We start from the raw sequence: 16,575 nt of genomic DNA, 5'->3' as shown, positions 1-16,575 counted from the left end.
CCCCATTAAAAAATATTATCATTTAATTCATCTAGCAAAATTCCAACTTCATGCGAGTATTTTACATTAATTGTACTATAATTACTTAATCCTTCAATTTCTATTATTTTAATCTCAGAATTAATTCCTTTAAATTTATTGATTTTATATAAAGGTATGCTAACACTAATTTTGCCTATCTTATTTGATAATTCTCTCCTTTTATCTCCATAGCTATTCTTGAAGTTTTCAATTAATTCTATATTTTCATTATATATATCTTCAGGTATTACTTTTATAGAAGTAATATCTCTTAATATCTTCTGAGCTTCCTTGCTAGTTGTTTCATACGGTATTACATTTTCTAGATATCTGCAAGCGTTAATAAATTCCTTATAATAATCTGTTCCCATCAACATTTCTTTAGAATAAATTTTATCTACCATTTTAACTTTTACATCTTCTTCTATAACCTTATCATCATATTCATATAATGCATTAATGCTTTTTTCTAAAATATCCTTATCATATATAGACCCAGCTCCCGATATATTTTTTATATAAATAAATATATTAGATTGATTTTTATCTAAACTTCTTTTTCTATAACATCTTCCATAGCGTTGGAACTGACTATCTAAAGTACTCATTTCAGTATACAAATAATCAAAATCTACATCTAAGGATGCCTCCACTATCTGAGTTGTTATCCATATACCATTGTCACTATTTTCTTTCTCCGTAAATTGTTTTATTTCTCTTTCTAATCTAGATCTATCCTCATTTATGAATAATGAGTGTAATACTTTTACATTACTTTTATTTTTTAATTTATTATAAACCTCAATCGCCTTATCAACAGTATTTACTATTACCAATACCTTTGACATCTTTCCTTTTTCCTCAATTTCATCTATTGCACTTACTATTTCATCATTTCTCAAGGAAACTCTATGTCTTCTTATCTTTGAAATAAAACTACGTTCTTTAAATTCAATGCCAAATTCGTATAACTTATCTTTGTATATCCTTGGTAAAGTAGCTGTCATTATTAAAAATTTACCACCCACTTCACTTAATTGTTTTATCGCATACAAAATTACAGCTACTATGCTTGGAGAATACCCTTGAATTTCATCTATAACAACCTTCGAATATGATAATGTTGCTAAAACTTTTTCATATCCTATATACTTAAATGGATATTTAAATATTTGATCTATTGTAGAAAAACTCAACTTTTTACTTAATAACTTTGATTCTTCATATAGCAAATCAGCATTTTCATATCTATTATCCTCCAAATACTCTAATGCACTTGAATGTATTAATCCTACATAATCATATCCTATATCATCTTTCACTCTACTATATAAAGCATTTATACTTACTCTTAATGGTAACGTAAAAAAGGCTTTAGAATCATTAATCCAAAGTAATGCTGTTTCTGTTTTTCCTATTCCTGTTGAGGCAACTATTACTAAATTTTCGTCTTGATTTTCCTTTGCAAATATTTGTGGTTCTCTAAATATCCACTTATTTTTCTTCATATAGTCCTCAATATATTCTCCTACTCCTCTATCAGCGACCTCCTCTATCTTACAATGTGCTGATGCTGCATGATCAATCTTATGTAAAAGTCCTTTTAAAATTATGTATAACTCATAATATTGGTTAGAAGCTTTAATTCTTTCGTTATACGAAATATATTTTACATACCATGATGATATATCTTTAATACTTTTATTCATACTTTCACTTAATTCTAACAAACTCTTTTTTAAATCTTCTTCTATACATCTTTTTATATTAGTATATTCAGGCTCTTTATTTCTTTCATGATGATATGCAATAGCTTGTATGATTATATACAAAATATCATCAGGATATCTTTCTTTTACATACTCTAAAAAACTGATTGGTAAATACCCTGGCGATAAAAAATTATGTGGAATTTCTTCTAAATTATTTTCAATCTGCTCTTTATTTAATATCCTTAGTAATTTATTTTGAAATTGCTTATTAGCCTTACCATAATCATGATACTCACAACACATATTTAAAATACACCAAAAATCACTTGGATCTATATATTTTCTAATAATGTCATTAATATTATCCTCATAAATATTTTTTAATCTGGAGAATTCCTCTAAGAGCCTGTCCGTATGTTCTCTTAACGTTTCAACTTCCGGTATCGTTTTTGCTAAAAACTTCATTTATATCACCCCTTGATTATAAATAATGTGCTGTATATACAGCACATTATTAACCCAAAAAAACAATATCTTGTTCTATAATATCATCATCTATCAAATATTCTTGATCTATTAATTCTCCTTTTTCTACATATATAGCTTCAACCTTTTCCCAGTTTCTTAACTCATTTAAAGTTGTATATTTTTTATTTAACATATAAGTAATTCCATTAACTCTATAGTTATATTTTTGAGGTATATAAGCATTATTTTTCAATCGATATTCTTCACCAGAGAACTTACTAATATATCTTTTTTCTAAGTTAACTAATTTTATTGAATCTAATCTTGCTAAATCTTCTCTTCTTCCTAATGTAAATGATTCTTTACTGTCTTTGAATCCATCTATAATTTGAAGAAGAATATTCTCCTCAGCTAAAACATGAATTATTAAATTAACTCCTAGCAATAAATGAACATTCATAGGCATAGATGTTACATTTTTTTTCTTATAAAACATGGTCGTATTATATGTATTGAAAATTTCTTCATAACTTCCTTGTACAGAAATATCCATAGGAATATATTCTCCTGATCTTACCCCCATTACATTATGAAGCATACCTATTATTGTTGAATATGGTGGTAATGGATATGTTTCAGTCACCTTGAATGCAAATGGTTTCTTATAACACACTGTTTCCTGATAAATTTTTATCTTTAAAGACTTCATATCATTATACCTCATAATATTGATTTACTTTTTCTTTTAACCCTTCAAAAAAATCTTCTATGCCTAAAGAAGTATCTACAATATTTTTTATTTCTTCTTCATTCCCAAAAATATCAGAAATTATCCCAATTGATGTATTCTTTCTAACATTACAATCTAATATTGTCATGTCTAATGTATCTTTTAATAGTTTTGTATCTATATTATATTTACCTTCATTTGTTTTAAGTTTTATTCTTCCTAAAAAGAATGGATTCGCTATACTATATATACCTCCTATTATAAATAACGGTGAAAGATTTTCTTGCCTTCCTCTAATATTTCTATTTAATATCTTCAATATATCTAATAATTGATTTACTCTATTAGCTTTTTCCTTACTTAAAAGTGATATTTCTCCATCTTCCCCAACCCTATCTAAATCAACTGTTATTGTATATGTATAAAAACTTAAGTGTTGTTCAATATTGGCTAAGTTAGGATGTTCGCCTATCCTATCCGCTAATCCTTTATTACTTAAAAAATCCATATCACTTTTATACGGCTCTAATGATATTGCATTTGATAATCTAGCTACAGCAGTTCTTATTGTTGATCCTCCATCTCCATTCTTACCCTTTTTCTCAGTTTTCATATATCCAAATAGATCCATCTCAATAGAATCTTTTATTGTATATTCATTTTTAAATTGTATTGTTCCCTTACTTTTATCTACAGTATACAGATTCCATCCAAAAATCTCTTTTCCAATTCTTCTTATATCATATCCTATTGCTTGTCTTGTAGCTATTGAATAGAAATTACCATCTCCTCTTGTTAATTTTTTTAATTCTGAGATATTCCCTATACTCTCTCCATAATTTAAACTTTGCGCTTGAAAAATAACACTACAACTTATTGATTTACTCATCTATTTTTCTCCTCCTTCTTTTATTTTACTATCTTGGCTTGTTAACCCTGATATAAATGAATAGGATATATCTTCAAACTCCAAGCTTCCTTCTTTTATAACATCTAAAAATATCATAGGCACTTCTTTTTCTACTGACATAAAGATTCTAATAACAGTATCCATAAACTCTTTTTTGTTAGTAGCTTTTGTTGCATTCAAAAGTCTATAACTTAATCCAAGTATCTTATTTTCTTGACTGTTACTTTTTAATATGCCTCCTACTTCACGGCCCTGCATATATACATAATTTAATTTTTTATCATATAACTTATCAACCATATCACACTCTCCTTTATATAATTTCAAATATACTCTGACTTTTATTATAGGAAATACATTAACTACATATTGTTCATTTTCCTGTAGTGTTGATCTTAAAAATTTATCAATTAGATGCTTTAAATCTACTTGTTTCAAAATTGCATCGAATATCTCTACCCTTACTTTTTTATCTTTTATTTTATATAATAATTCACTTTTACTTTTCAAAAATTCTGCTAAATATCTAGGTATATTTAGATAATTCATCTTAGTATTCTTGGAACTATAATCTGTATTAAATTCAATATATAATATATTGTCTAATTGCCATTTACTAATTTGTTCTTTTTCTGCTATACTATCTAAAATATATGCTTGAAGTTTACTATCCTTATCTTTTTTATTTGCTAAGTTATTATTTTGCTTTATTACATCTCTTAAATCCCCATCAATACTAATAAATCCATAATATAGTTTATTATTATAATCATATTTGTCATCTAAGTAACCCTTATATATATCTGTCATTCCTGCAGATGTACATAACAAAATTAACTTACATAAAGAACATATAGGATGTTTCGTATTAAAATTCCAATACATGTTTTCAGCATTTTCATTACTTATAGCTAATGGTACAAAATTTCCTTCATAATAATTACTTCCTATACTTACTTCATTTCCGCACATAGAACAAGAATTATATTGCATAAATATACTCATTGCATCTTTTTCTTTGCGTATTTTCCCAAATAACCCCTTCTTAAAATCTTTTAAAACCTTTTCAATTTCTCCATTACGCTTATTTTTCAATAAACATTCTTCAATAAATTCTCTTAACATTTCTTCATCATTCTTTTTTAATATTTCATTTAACTTGCACATTACTAATATAGGATCTATATAATCTTTAAATAATATATCTTCTTGTTGAGCTAATGTTTTGGAATTATTGCAAACATTTAAAAAACTAACTTGTCCAAAAAAGCTTTTTGATAGTATTGATTTAAATTTATTTAATGTAATTTGCGTATTTATATAATTATCTTTCAATATATCAATGTATTCATTTAATAATTCCTCAACTTTATTTTTTTCACTATATTTCTTAACCATGCCTAATTCTTTCTGTATTTCTAGACATCTATTAACTTCTTTTACCTCAAACTTTTTAATCTTTTTATTATTGTTCTTAACTAATTCTCTTATTTTCCCTAAATTGTCTTTAAATTTATCTTCCTTTTCACATCTTCTTATGTAAAATCTAATTTTTTCTTCTTGATCTTTTGCTGAATTATATCTTCCAAAAAAATAATTAAAATAATATTTATGAAAATTCTCTAATAACTTCTCATCAAATTCTATATAATTATCATGTACTACATAGTTATATAACCCTGAATCTAGGTTGCAAAAGTCTTCATTATACCTAATTATCCTATCAAATCCTACTATTCCAGCTTTATAAAACCAATTATCTGAATTATTAATTCTCACTTTTTCACCCCCTTAAACCAAACTAATTAATCCAAATCCTTCACTTCTCCTAAATCCTATACCTAACTGCAAAAGTAAATTTAAATCTTCTACATCACCTTCCATAGTAAATATCCCTGAATAGCCATTTATGTATATATATCTTTTATTTATTTCCTTTGTAAATCCAGCAATTTCTTCTTTAACTACACTTTTTTTCATATTGACTGGTATAAATACAAGCTTTCTTTTTAAACCATATCCCCTATAAGATTCCAATATTATATTTGATATATAATTTAATTCCTTTTCATAATTTTCACTATCAATATCAACCTTTTTACCTTCACTGTCTTTCATTACTATAGGCGAAAGTGTTTTTAAAACTACATGTTCATCACTTATAATCTTCTCTTTTTCTAAAATAACTTTTTCCTTTATAAACTCATATTTATCTTTATACTTATATGTACTTAACTTTAGTAGTCCATTATACATAGATACTCCTAACATATAATCTGGGGTAGAAATTGTGATATTTATCTTTCCGTCTACTTTAATCCCCTCTTCTTCAAACATAAAATTTTGAAGATACGTACCAAAACAAAATGATTTTATTTTTTTATTCTTTTTTTCGTTATAATAATATAACTTATTAAAATACTCCTTATCTCCTTTCTCTATTGCCTTTTTTAATAAACTAACAATCATCATCCTATATCCTATAGGAATTATTCCATCTTTCACCCTTCCGACAATTCTAATTCTCATTACTCCTCCTCCTTTCTTCTGATTTCTCTGCATTCCTTGCTGATAATTTTATATTATCATAGTTTGATGACATATAATGTCACTAATTATAACTTTTATAAATTTCTTATCATCTTTTTTAACTTTTCTCCTATTTCATCTTTCAATTCTAGTGGTTCTATTACTTTAACAGTATCTCCCATACTTAAAATCCATGATATAATCTCTGGACCACCTTTCATTGTTGCCGTAAATCGTATTTCCCCTTGCTCTAACTCTTCTACACATTGATCTTCCACCCATATTCTCTCACTAATTGTATTTGCCATAGGAGGTGAAACTTCTAAAACTAATTTATACTCCTTACCTCCAAATATACCTACACTATTGTGTATTTCTTGATTTATAACATTATCTATATCTATCGTCCTATTAAATATAGAATCTAACAGCTTGTAACACTGTATTCTTATCATCTTAAAATACCTGATATCTTCTCTCATCAAACAATACGCAACAAGATATTTTTCTCCCTTATAGGTTATATATTTATATGGTTGTACCTTTCTTTTTGTACATTTCCCGTTATTATTCTTATAAGTTATATCTACCTCCCTGTTTTCAACAATAGCTTTATATATATCAGATATTAAATTTTTCCTATTCTCATCCATCATTCTTACTGTTGAATATGGAATAATCTCATTAAAATTTGATACATTATCATTTTTATTTAATATAGAATAATTTATTTTTCCTATAATTTTATTGATTTTATCTTTTTCTTCTAATGGAAAACTATCTAATGAATCTATATAATATCTCAACAATTCTGTTTCTTCTTCTGTTAATAATCCTTTAAATGGAATATATGTTTCTCTTAATCTATATCCACCATACTTTCCAGTTATAGATTCAATATCAACATAAACTGCTAATTCTTCTTTATATCTTTTTACTTGTCTTTCACTTACCTCTAATTCTCTCGCAATATCTTTTATCTGTCTAACCCTTCCATCCAATAACATAAACCACATTTTTAATAAATTTCCTAACATTATTACCTAATCACCTTCCCCATCTATTACCCTTTGAAAAGTTGTAAATTTTACTTTCATAAATTCTCCTCCTAAAAATATATAAATAAAAAAACTATATCAACATATCCTTAAAGTCACATGTTAATATAGTTTTCTAATTATTTATATCCTATTTCAAACATCCTAATGTGCTAATTTAATCAAATGAATAGCATCTCTATTTACAATAGCCTTCATCTTTATAAGTATATCAAATAGTATAGCTGCGTCGAAATTATCTCCGCCACCTACTAAGTAAGTAGAATCTATTACAATTTGACCCTTTTTCAATATATATGTAAAGTTATCTATAACCCTATTTAATTGAGATAATACATCATAAATAATATATCTCTTTTCCATATTTACCCCTGTTACAAAGTCCATACCACTTACAACTACTACATCATTATTGCTATCAAATATAACCATGTTTCTCATTTCTATACCATTATCTAAGTCTTGATAAAACATAGCTCTTTGTAAATTATGTTCTTCTTCCTTAACTTCAATTCCTTCTATTCCTCTTCTTTTTGCTTCTTCTAAAAATAATTCTGCGTTTTTACATAACATAATACTCACCCCCCCTTAGTTCATTACTTTCATAAATATTTCGTAATCACTTTTGATACGATCTTGCATTTCTATAATAATTCTATTAAGCATATTAATATTGAAGTTATCTAAAATTCTTATTAAGTAATATCCATCAATGAACACTTCATCTTCTGTAGTTGTATATTTGTAGTTTAATCCTGTATCATTAGCTATATTTATAGCTTCATATACAAGAGGTCTTCTCTCTTCTTTTATTTTTGGAAGGAACTTTGCTCCTTGTATTAATATTCTGTAATCCTCTTCATCAAATACAATGGTAAAAAAAACTTTCTTCTCTTTATCAATTGCAGAAATAAATCCTACAATTATTGTTTTTTCTTCTTCCTTTACTCTTATTTCAAATCCCTTACTTTTTAAAAACTCAATAAATTCCTTTGCGCATTCCTTCATTAGATAATCCCCCTATGATTCTTTAGATTTTCCCTAACTAGATTATATTCTATTAAGTAGTAATTTTCAATTATAGGAAATTCTACTTCAATAAATAAAAAAATGGAGCTGTCTCAATAACAAATGAAAATTTGTTATCGAAGCTCCATTTTAAAACCGCAATTCACTTTATACTGCAAATTATTTATTCTTAAGTTCATCTAAATAACTTACGGCATTTAACGCCGCTACTTGTCCTTCACCAGCTGATTTTATATATTGATATGGTTTCCCAATTATATCTCCAGCAGCATACAATCCTTTTATGTTTGTTTCCATTTTTCTATTAACTTTAATATACTGATCTTCCATTTCTAAACCTGGGACAAGTTGTCCTGGTGCGATACTATCTTTTAATAAAAAAACCCCATCAGTATCTATCTCACCATCATCTAAAACTAATTTTTTTACTTTTCTGTCCCCTTCGATAGATATTGGCCTTGATTTTATTATATTAATATTATCCTTTAAATTTAAATCACCTTTTATCATTGGTACAAAATTTACTTCACTTACTATTTCACTTATGAAATTTGTCTCTTCTATAGACTCTTTATTATACCCAATAACTGTGACTTTCTTTCCTCTATAAAGCGGTGCATCACAAGTGGCACAATAACCGACTCCTCTTCCTAAGTATTCTAGTTCTCCTTTCAGTGGAGCTCTAAATTCTACCCCTGTAGCTAATATAACAGTGGAAGCTTCATAGACCTTGTCATTAGCCATTAAATTAAAATATTTTCCCATGGCATATATATTATTTATTCGTTCCTCTGTTATTTTAATATTCATATCATCAATATGACTCAAAAAAGTATCCTTTAGCTCTTCACCTGTTACTTTAGGTAATCCCAAGTAATTATTAACTTTAGGAGCTTTCATTACTTTATTACTTAAATTTCTTGTACCAAATAATATGATGTTTTTATTTCTTATTTTTGCATTTATAGCAGCTGATAATCCTGCTGGACCAGTACCTACTATAGCTATATCATATCTATTACTCATACTCATATTCATATTCATATCCCTATAAGAAATTTTTACTTACAATATTCTTCTAATTTTTCTATTAATGATTCTTTTGGATGGAATCCTCCTATTTCTTCAACAACTTCCCCATCTTTAAAAATTATTAAGTGTGGTATAGTAGTAATATCATATCTATCAGCTAATTCTCCTGCTTCATCTACATCTACCTTAAATATCTTTGCCTTTCCTTCCATATCTGCTGCTACTTCATCTAAAATAGGAGCTAACATCTTACATGGATTACACCATTCTGCAAAGAAATCTACTAATACTACTCCCTCGCTTTCTAAAACTTCATTATCAAACTCTTTTCCACTTAATACTATAGCCATAACATATCTCCTCCTAAAACTATTCTATTTCTAAATCTCCTGGATATCCTTCTGTACCGTATAACACATCCACTACATTATATCCAGCGTCTCTAAGTATTCTACAAGTAAAATCACTTCTTCTTCCTGAATGGCAAATTATATAATACTTTTCATTGATATCTAAGTATTCTTCTGGTTCCTGAATCAAATCATTCATTGGTATATTTTTAGCACCCTTTACATGACCTTCATCATACTCATAATCTTCTCTTATATCAATAAGATTAATTTTATCTATTAATTTATCTAAATCATCTGCTTTTATAGTCATCTCATCACTAGTAAGACTATTCATATGTTAGTCCCTCCTTAATTGCCTATCTATAATATATATTAACCATGACATCATTATAATATATCAATTATAACATTTTTTGAAGTTAAAATATTAATATATATTATTTAAAACTCAATAATTATATAATAATTTTCAAAATATTTAGATATTTAAAGAAATTATATTTGACTTATCAATTCAATAGGTCTATAATAATTCTTGTAACTTAATTATATAATATCGCGGGGTGGAGCAGTTGGCAGCTCGTCGGGCTCATAACCCGAAGGTCGTAGGTTCAAGTCCTGCCCCCGCAACCACGATAAAATAAGGCATCTTCTAAATCTAGAAAGATACCTTATTTTTTTATTTATAAATATTACTTATTCCCTGTGCCTTGTGCCTTGTTACCTGTGCTCTGCCTATATTTCTATAATCTCGTCCATATATGCCTCTTCTGAAAACTCTTCTGAATCAAATTCGTTATTTATATCAATATGGGACATAGACTTTATCTTAAAACTATAAGAAATATATACATCCTCTTTATCTTCACAGACTTTTATTGAATTACCTCTAGAATTTACAAATAGGGTTCTTCCAAGAAGACTTATATCACCACAACTTCCTATAGTATTTACGCCGATAACGGCACAGGAATTTTCTTCTGCTCTATTTTTCATATTAAAATTCCACTGGTTAGAATATAACTTTTCCCATGCAGCAGACACAATAAGAAAATCTGTTGATTCTTCTGCATAATACTTCGATGGCATAGAAAAAATCACATCCCATCCTAGTAATAATCCCAGCTTTCCAAATTCAGTTTTTATAACCTTACAACTGTTACCAGGATAAAAAATCTTCTTTTCATTATGCAATAAATTTATCTTTCTATAATTACCTTGTACTATGCCATCTTTTCCTATATAAATTAATGAATTATAAATCTTATCTTCATAAACATCTCTTTCAGGATAACCTACTATTAAAGATACTTTTTCCTCTTTTGCAATAGCACAAATATCATTTATAGCATCTCCTTCTATTGTCTCCGCTATATTTTTCATATCTCCAAAACAATCATATCCGGATAATGCTAACTCAGGGAATATTATAAGTCTTGAATCCGGTTGTTCTTTCATAATATTCTTTATAATATTCTTAATCTTAAGTACATTTTCTTTTATATTTCCTAATATTGATTTATACTGTACTGCTACTATCTTCACATCCTCCATACCAATACCCCCACATAAATTTTATTTATAACACAAAAAATATTTCAAAAAACAAAAAATGATGCTATTAAAAACTTAATAGCATCATCGCCGTTTAATATTATGATTATATCTTAATACATTTTTATAAAAATAACAACTAAATTTATCCTGTTATTACAATTTGTTTACATTCCTAATATAAATGAAACTAACCCCATCATTCCATTTATAATAAACTCTCTCACATATCCTAGTGGTACATCTAAAACTCCTATGAAAAGTAATATCATTAATGCAATATATCCATACTTCTCAAACTTCATATATGAGAAATATTTATCTTCTGGTATAATTGCTCCTAAAACTTTTGATCCATCTAATGGAGGAACAGGAATTAAATTAAAAGTCCCCAGACCAATATTTATAAGAGCTAAATATTGTAAAAATACATATATGTTATATGATATATTTCCTAACTGTCCATCGGAGATTTTTATAATTATGCCAACTCCCATAATGCTTAGAAATGCAATAATAAAGTTCATAATTGGCCCTGCAATTGCCACTAAAACCATGCCAAGTTTATGATTTTTATAGTAATAAGGATTTACCTTAACAGGTTTTGCCCATCCAAAATTAAAAAATATAAGACATAATGTTCCCATTATATCAAGATGGGCAAAAGGATTTAAAGATAATCTCCCATCTTCTTTAGGTGTAGGATCTCCTAATTTATACGATACATAACCATGAGATAACTCATGCATAGATATCGCGATTAATACAGCTAAAACTGTAATTATTAACTCTCTGGCTGAATCCAACATAATATTTCCCCCAACATAGATTCTATTTTAATTTATCTTTCGCAGTTATATGCTCATGATTCATAATGTGATTACTACAGTAACAATGCTTTCCTTCACACTTAGAACAATATCTAAAATCCATATCTGGATCTTGTATATCTGTTAGCCCACAAATAGTACATTTATGAGTATATCCTTTTATAACTTTTAAGTTACTCTTCTTACGATTATTTTTCTTTTTCTGATATTTTATATTTGTAACTAAAGTTCCACCAAAGAATATTGGAATTGCTAATAATGGCGCTATTTCCACTATAGCATAACCTACGAAAGGAATTTGTTTTAATTCTACTAAAAGAAATACTATATCTATAACTGCGAGATACTTAAGCTTTAATGGTATAATACCCCAAAATAAAATTTCCATATTAGGATATGATAGTGCAAATGCTATTATAAGCATTAATTGTAATCCATCACTCCATGCTGGCCATCCTGTTATAAATGATGCAATTATTGTAAAAATCATCCCTACAAGATAAAATACATTAACCTTGAATCCACCCCATGCTTCTTCTAGACCTTTCCCTGCATAATAGAAGAAAAATAAATTAAGTAATATAAATAAAGGTGTAGTATTTGGTGGTATAAAAATAAATGTTACAAGCCTCCATATCTCACCATTCATAACTTTTTGAGGCACCAACATAAGGTTTGACATATTTGCTGATTCTCCACCTATTAATGCTAAAAAATATACTATAGCATTCATAACCACAATTATCGTTATTAAATTATGAATATAATATTTACCAAACTTTCTCTCAAGTTTATTTAACCAATTCACAAATTCTCCGTTACTGAAAACTTATAAAAGTTTATAAAAATTATATAAAACCTTACGTTTCATTCCTTTTTCAATGTATCTGCTTTCATAATAAATAAATATCTAAAACTACTCACATTTGGTATGATACTCCAAAGGCGTAAATTCCCAACTAACGTATCGGTACACATCAATAGTGTTGTTTAGCTAACTAAGCTATTGATTTACCATAATTATATAAATTAATACTTGCATTCTTATCTCTGTCAACTACAGTATTGCAATTATCACATCTATAAATTCTATCACTTAGTTTTAAGTCTTTCTTTATTGATCCGCAACATGAACACGTTTTACTACTTGCATAGAACTGATCTGCAATTATAAATTTAATATTGTTCCATGATGATTTATATTCAATCTGTTTATAAAACTCATAGAAGCATTGTTCTGCAATTGCTTCTGATAAATGCTTATTTTTCATCATACCTTTTACATTTAAATCTTCTAAAACAATAAACTTTGGTTTTCGGTTTATTATTTCAGTAGTTGTTTGATGTAAATAATTATGACGAATATTTGTTAATCGATGATTAAGTTCTAATAATTTTTTTTCAGCTTTCATAATGTTACTTGTTTTGCAGTAACTTTCTCCTTTCTTATTTATTAGATATTTTCTTGATATCTTACGTTGTAACCTACGTTTTTTCTTTTTTAATTTTCTTATTTCTTCAGTTTTATTTATATTTTTATACGGTTTATCAATATCACTGCATATTGCTAAGTCCTTTATTCCTAAGTCAATTCCTAGACCATCATTTACTGGTACTTCTGTATTATCGGCATACTTTATACCGACACTAATCCACCAGTTAACACCATCAAATGTTACTCTTGGATTAATATACTTGCTATCTATTGGTATTCTGTTTTTTTCAGCAAGTCTTATCCAATTAAGTTTCTGTTTATTTTTCTTTCTGCTTAATGTTATTTTTTCAAGTTTAACTTTTTTATTTGTAAACTGGATTTTATCAGTATCCATATAAAAACTTGTTTTTGATTTTCTTCTGCTTTTAAATTTGGGAAAACCAGACTGTCCCTTGAAAAATCTCTTATAAGCTAAACAAGCATCTTTAATTGCCTGCTTAGTTATATTATTAGAATAATCATTAAGCCATTTATATTCTTCCTGTGTTTTTAATTTAGTAAATTCTTTTCTTAAATTATAATCAGATAGAAAAGTACCACAATCTTTATAATTTTCTTGTTCTCTACCTAATGCCCAGTTATAAGCAAAACGGGCTACGCCTGCCGATTGAAATAATTTAGACCTCTGTTTATTATTAGGAATTAACATTACTTTTAATGTTTTTATCATAATAAAGCAACTCCTTAACCATTTTCTTGGCTTTATTGAATATTTTATCTTTCAGTAGTATCTATAATTTCAATCCCCTTTATTCGTAAAAAGTTGCAAAACGTAACACTTATTCATAATTTTTTATAAGTTTTCGTTAACAGTTATTCAACATCCCTATTCTATTTTATCTCTATTTTTTTCAAGAAATCTTTCTATTCTCTTTAATGCCTCCATTATATTTTCCATAGATGATGCATAACAAGCCCTTATATATCCTTCTCCACATTCACCAAAAGCATTACCTGGTACTGTAAGTACTTTCTCGCTCATAAGAAGTTTCTCACAAAATTCATCTGATGTCATACCAGTAGATTCTATACATGGAAATACATAAAATGCTCCTAAAGGCTCAAAGCAATCTAGTCCTAATTTTTTAAAACCATCTACTAATACCCTTCTTCTTCTATTATACTCTTTTACCATCTCTTTTACACTATCATCGCCACCTTTAAGTGCCTCTATAGCTGCATATTGTGCTGTAGTAGGTGAACACATAAGTGCATATTGGTGAATCTTTTTAATAGCATCCATTAATACAGGATGTCCACATATATATCCAAGTCTCCACCCAGTCATTGCATAAGCTTTTGAAAATCCACTAATAAGTAGTGTTTTATCTCTAACTTCTGGGAAACTAGCTATAGATACATGATTTTCTCCATAAGTAAGTTCAGCATATATTTCATCAGAAAGTATAATTATATCTTTATCTTTTAAAACATCAACTATAGGCCTAAGCTCTTCTCTAGTCATAATAGCCCCAGTTGGATTGTTTGGAAATGGTATTATAACTACTTTAGTTCTCTCTGTTATAGCTTCTTCTAACCTCTCAGCTGTTAATTTAAATTCATCTTCAGCTCTAAGATTTAAAACCTTAGCTGTAGCACCAGTAAAAGCTGTACATCCCTTATAAGCTACAAAGCTTGGCTCTGGAACTATTACTTCATCTCCTGGCCCAACTAAAGCTCTAAGTGCTACATCTATGCCTTCACTTCCACCTACAGTAACTAATACTTCACTTCTTGGATCATATTTTAAATTAAATCTTCTATTTAAGTATTTGCATATCTCATCACGTAATTCAATAAATCCAGCATTTGATGAGTAATGTGTACTTCCTACTTCTAAAGAGTATATTCCAGCCTCTCTTACATTCCAAGGTGTAACAAAGTCAGGTTCTCCTACCCCTAAAGAAATTACATCTTCCATTTCATTTACCATATCGAAATATTTTCTTATGCCTGATGGAGGCATATTTTTTACATTATCTAAAATCATATCCTCTAGTCTCATATAAATATAGCCTCCCTATCATCTAATTTCTTTTCTTTAAACATCATACCATGATCCTTATATTTCTTAAGAACAAAATGAGTGGCAGTACTTAATACGTGTTCTTGCACTGCTAGTTTACTTGAAACAAACATAGCCACTTCCTTCATAGTTTTACCTTCTACTATAACAGTTAAGTCGAATCCACCAGACATTAAATAACAAGCTTTTACTTGTGGAAACTTGTATATTCTTTCAGCTACTTTATCAAAACCCTCTCCTCTTTGAGGTGTGATCTTTACTTCGATTAATGCTGTAACTGTTTCTTTACCTGTATTCTCCCAATTAACAAGAGTTGTATATCCTGCTATTATACTTTTTTCTTCATAATCTCTTATTGCATCTCTTACTTCTTCTACTGATTTACCAACCATTACAGCAATTTGTTCATCAGTATATCTACTATTCTTCTCTAAAATCTCTAAGATTTCTTCCATTATAATTGCCCCCTGTCGTATATAATATAAAAAACCTCCATCCCAAAAAGGGACGAAGGTTTACTTCGCGGTACCACCCTAATAAGCAATAAAATTACTGCTCACTCAGCTAGATTATAATAATCCATCCTCTATAACGCGAGGATCACGTCAATGCCTACATTAGAAAAACTTTTCTAGTTCTCAGCATGAGATTCAAAGACTGCTTCTCTCTAAACTATCTACTGAATTTCCACCATCTTCAGCTCTCTAAAAGAATCATTTAAAGATACTATTTCTCATCACTATCTTTATAAGGTATATATTTTTCTTATTAACTATCTTATTACTTTATTATAAATATATATATTCTCTAATTCAATAGTATATTAGT

17 protein-coding genes, 1 tRNA gene and 1 other annotated feature are annotated in these 16,575 nt (G+C 27.9%); of the genes, 1 reads left to right on the top strand and 17 read right to left on the bottom strand.

Translation table 11 applies throughout. The features are described from left to right. Positions 1–5: 5 nt before the first annotated feature. The 11 genes from CM240_RS01025 to CM240_RS00975 all read right to left on the bottom strand — a co-directional run bounded on the left by CM240_RS01025 (position 6) and on the right by CM240_RS00975 (position 10,176). A complete protein-coding gene (locus CM240_RS01025; RefSeq protein WP_044035845.1) occupies positions 6–2,198 on the bottom strand; it encodes a CRISPR-associated helicase/endonuclease Cas3 in 2,193 nt (730 codons plus the stop codon). Between the two features lie 49 nt (positions 2,199–2,247). Then, a complete protein-coding gene (gene cas5b / locus CM240_RS01020) occupies positions 2,248–2,910 on the bottom strand; it encodes a type I-B CRISPR-associated protein Cas5b (protein WP_044035844.1) in 663 nt (220 codons plus the stop codon). Positions 2,911–2,914: 4 nt separating this feature from the next. After that, positions 2,915–3,820, bottom strand: coding sequence for a type I-B CRISPR-associated protein Cas7/Cst2/DevR (cas7i, locus tag CM240_RS01015; RefSeq protein WP_044035843.1), 906 nt, complete (start codon positions 3,818–3,820; stop codon positions 2,915–2,917). Next, entirely contained in the window at positions 3,821–5,620 is a 1,800-nt protein-coding gene (cas8a1, locus tag CM240_RS01010; protein WP_044035842.1) for a type I-B CRISPR-associated protein Cas8b1/Cst1, read from the bottom strand. 12 nt (positions 5,621–5,632) lie between these two features. Next, positions 5,633–6,370 carry a CRISPR-associated endoribonuclease Cas6 gene (gene cas6 / locus CM240_RS01005; RefSeq protein ID WP_044035841.1) on the bottom strand — a complete coding sequence of 246 codons (738 nt, stop codon included), beginning with the start codon at positions 6,368–6,370 and terminating at the stop codon, positions 5,633–5,635. Positions 6,371–6,465: 95 nt separating this feature from the next. Then, a complete protein-coding gene (locus tag CM240_RS01000; RefSeq protein WP_044035840.1) occupies positions 6,466–7,407 on the bottom strand; it encodes a helix-turn-helix transcriptional regulator in 942 nt (313 codons plus the stop codon). Positions 7,408–7,572: 165 nt separating this feature from the next. After that, positions 7,573–8,001: a hypothetical protein gene (locus tag CM240_RS00995; protein WP_044035839.1), complete on the bottom strand. Its 429-nt coding sequence runs from the start codon at positions 7,999–8,001 to the stop codon at positions 7,573–7,575. Positions 8,002–8,016: 15 nt separating this feature from the next. Further along, positions 8,017–8,436, bottom strand: a complete 420-nt coding sequence (locus CM240_RS00990; RefSeq protein ID WP_044035838.1) for a hypothetical protein — start codon at positions 8,434–8,436, stop codon at positions 8,017–8,019. 180 nt (positions 8,437–8,616) lie between these two features. Then, positions 8,617–9,483, bottom strand: a complete 867-nt coding sequence (locus CM240_RS00985; protein WP_044039626.1) for an NAD(P)/FAD-dependent oxidoreductase — start codon at positions 9,481–9,483, stop codon at positions 8,617–8,619. 35 nt (positions 9,484–9,518) lie between these two features. Continuing rightward, on the bottom strand, positions 9,519–9,839 hold the full coding sequence (gene trxA, locus CM240_RS00980) for a thioredoxin (RefSeq protein WP_044035837.1): 321 nt from the start codon (positions 9,837–9,839) through the stop codon (positions 9,519–9,521). Positions 9,840–9,858: 19 nt separating this feature from the next. Then, on the bottom strand, positions 9,859–10,176 hold the full coding sequence (locus tag CM240_RS00975; protein ID WP_051483617.1) for a rhodanese-like domain-containing protein: 318 nt from the start codon (positions 10,174–10,176) through the stop codon (positions 9,859–9,861). Positions 10,177–10,399: 223 nt separating this feature from the next. Between CM240_RS00975 and CM240_RS00970 the strand changes: the two genes are divergently transcribed. Beyond that, a tRNA-Met gene (locus CM240_RS00970) sits at positions 10,400–10,475 on the top strand. A 102-nt stretch (positions 10,476–10,577) separates the two neighbouring features. Here CM240_RS00970 and CM240_RS00965 read toward each other — a convergent pair. The 6 genes from CM240_RS00965 to CM240_RS00940 all read right to left on the bottom strand — a co-directional run bounded on the left by CM240_RS00965 (position 10,578) and on the right by CM240_RS00940 (position 16,202). Next, the gene (locus tag CM240_RS00965; protein ID WP_044035836.1) at positions 10,578–11,396 is read right to left on the bottom strand and encodes a carbon-nitrogen hydrolase family protein; all 819 of its coding nucleotides are present in this window, start codon (positions 11,394–11,396) and stop codon (positions 10,578–10,580) included. A 167-nt stretch (positions 11,397–11,563) separates the two neighbouring features. Next, positions 11,564–12,205 (bottom strand): site-2 protease family protein, encoded by a 642-nt coding sequence (locus CM240_RS00960; RefSeq protein WP_044035835.1) that lies wholly within the window; start codon positions 12,203–12,205, stop codon positions 11,564–11,566. A gap of 22 nt (positions 12,206–12,227) precedes the next feature. Then, on the bottom strand, positions 12,228–13,034 hold the full coding sequence (locus tag CM240_RS00955; protein ID WP_044035834.1) for a ZZ-type zinc finger protein: 807 nt from the start codon (positions 13,032–13,034) through the stop codon (positions 12,228–12,230). A gap of 190 nt (positions 13,035–13,224) precedes the next feature. Continuing rightward, positions 13,225–14,391, bottom strand: a complete 1,167-nt coding sequence (locus tag CM240_RS00950) for an RNA-guided endonuclease InsQ/TnpB family protein (RefSeq protein ID WP_044035833.1) — start codon at positions 14,389–14,391, stop codon at positions 13,225–13,227. A 156-nt stretch (positions 14,392–14,547) separates the two neighbouring features. Then, the gene (locus tag CM240_RS00945; RefSeq protein ID WP_044035832.1) at positions 14,548–15,726 is read right to left on the bottom strand and encodes an aminotransferase class I/II-fold pyridoxal phosphate-dependent enzyme; all 1,179 of its coding nucleotides are present in this window, start codon (positions 15,724–15,726) and stop codon (positions 14,548–14,550) included. After that, complete coding sequence (locus tag CM240_RS00940) at positions 15,723–16,202, bottom strand: Lrp/AsnC family transcriptional regulator (RefSeq protein WP_044035831.1); 480 nt, start codon at positions 16,200–16,202, stop codon at positions 15,723–15,725. Before CM240_RS00940 ends, CM240_RS00945 begins: the two co-directional genes overlap by 4 nt. Positions 16,203–16,247: 45 nt before the next feature. Next, positions 16,248–16,496 (bottom strand) — a binding site (T-box leader). Positions 16,497–16,575: the final 79 nt, after the last annotated feature.

Origin of the sequence: Clostridium bornimense (assembly GCF_000577895.1) — a bacterium.
In the GTDB taxonomy this organism is placed as follows: Bacteria; Bacillota; Clostridia; order Clostridiales; family Clostridiaceae; genus Clostridium_AN; species Clostridium_AN bornimense.
This window is presented reverse-complemented; position numbering and strand designations above follow the sequence as displayed.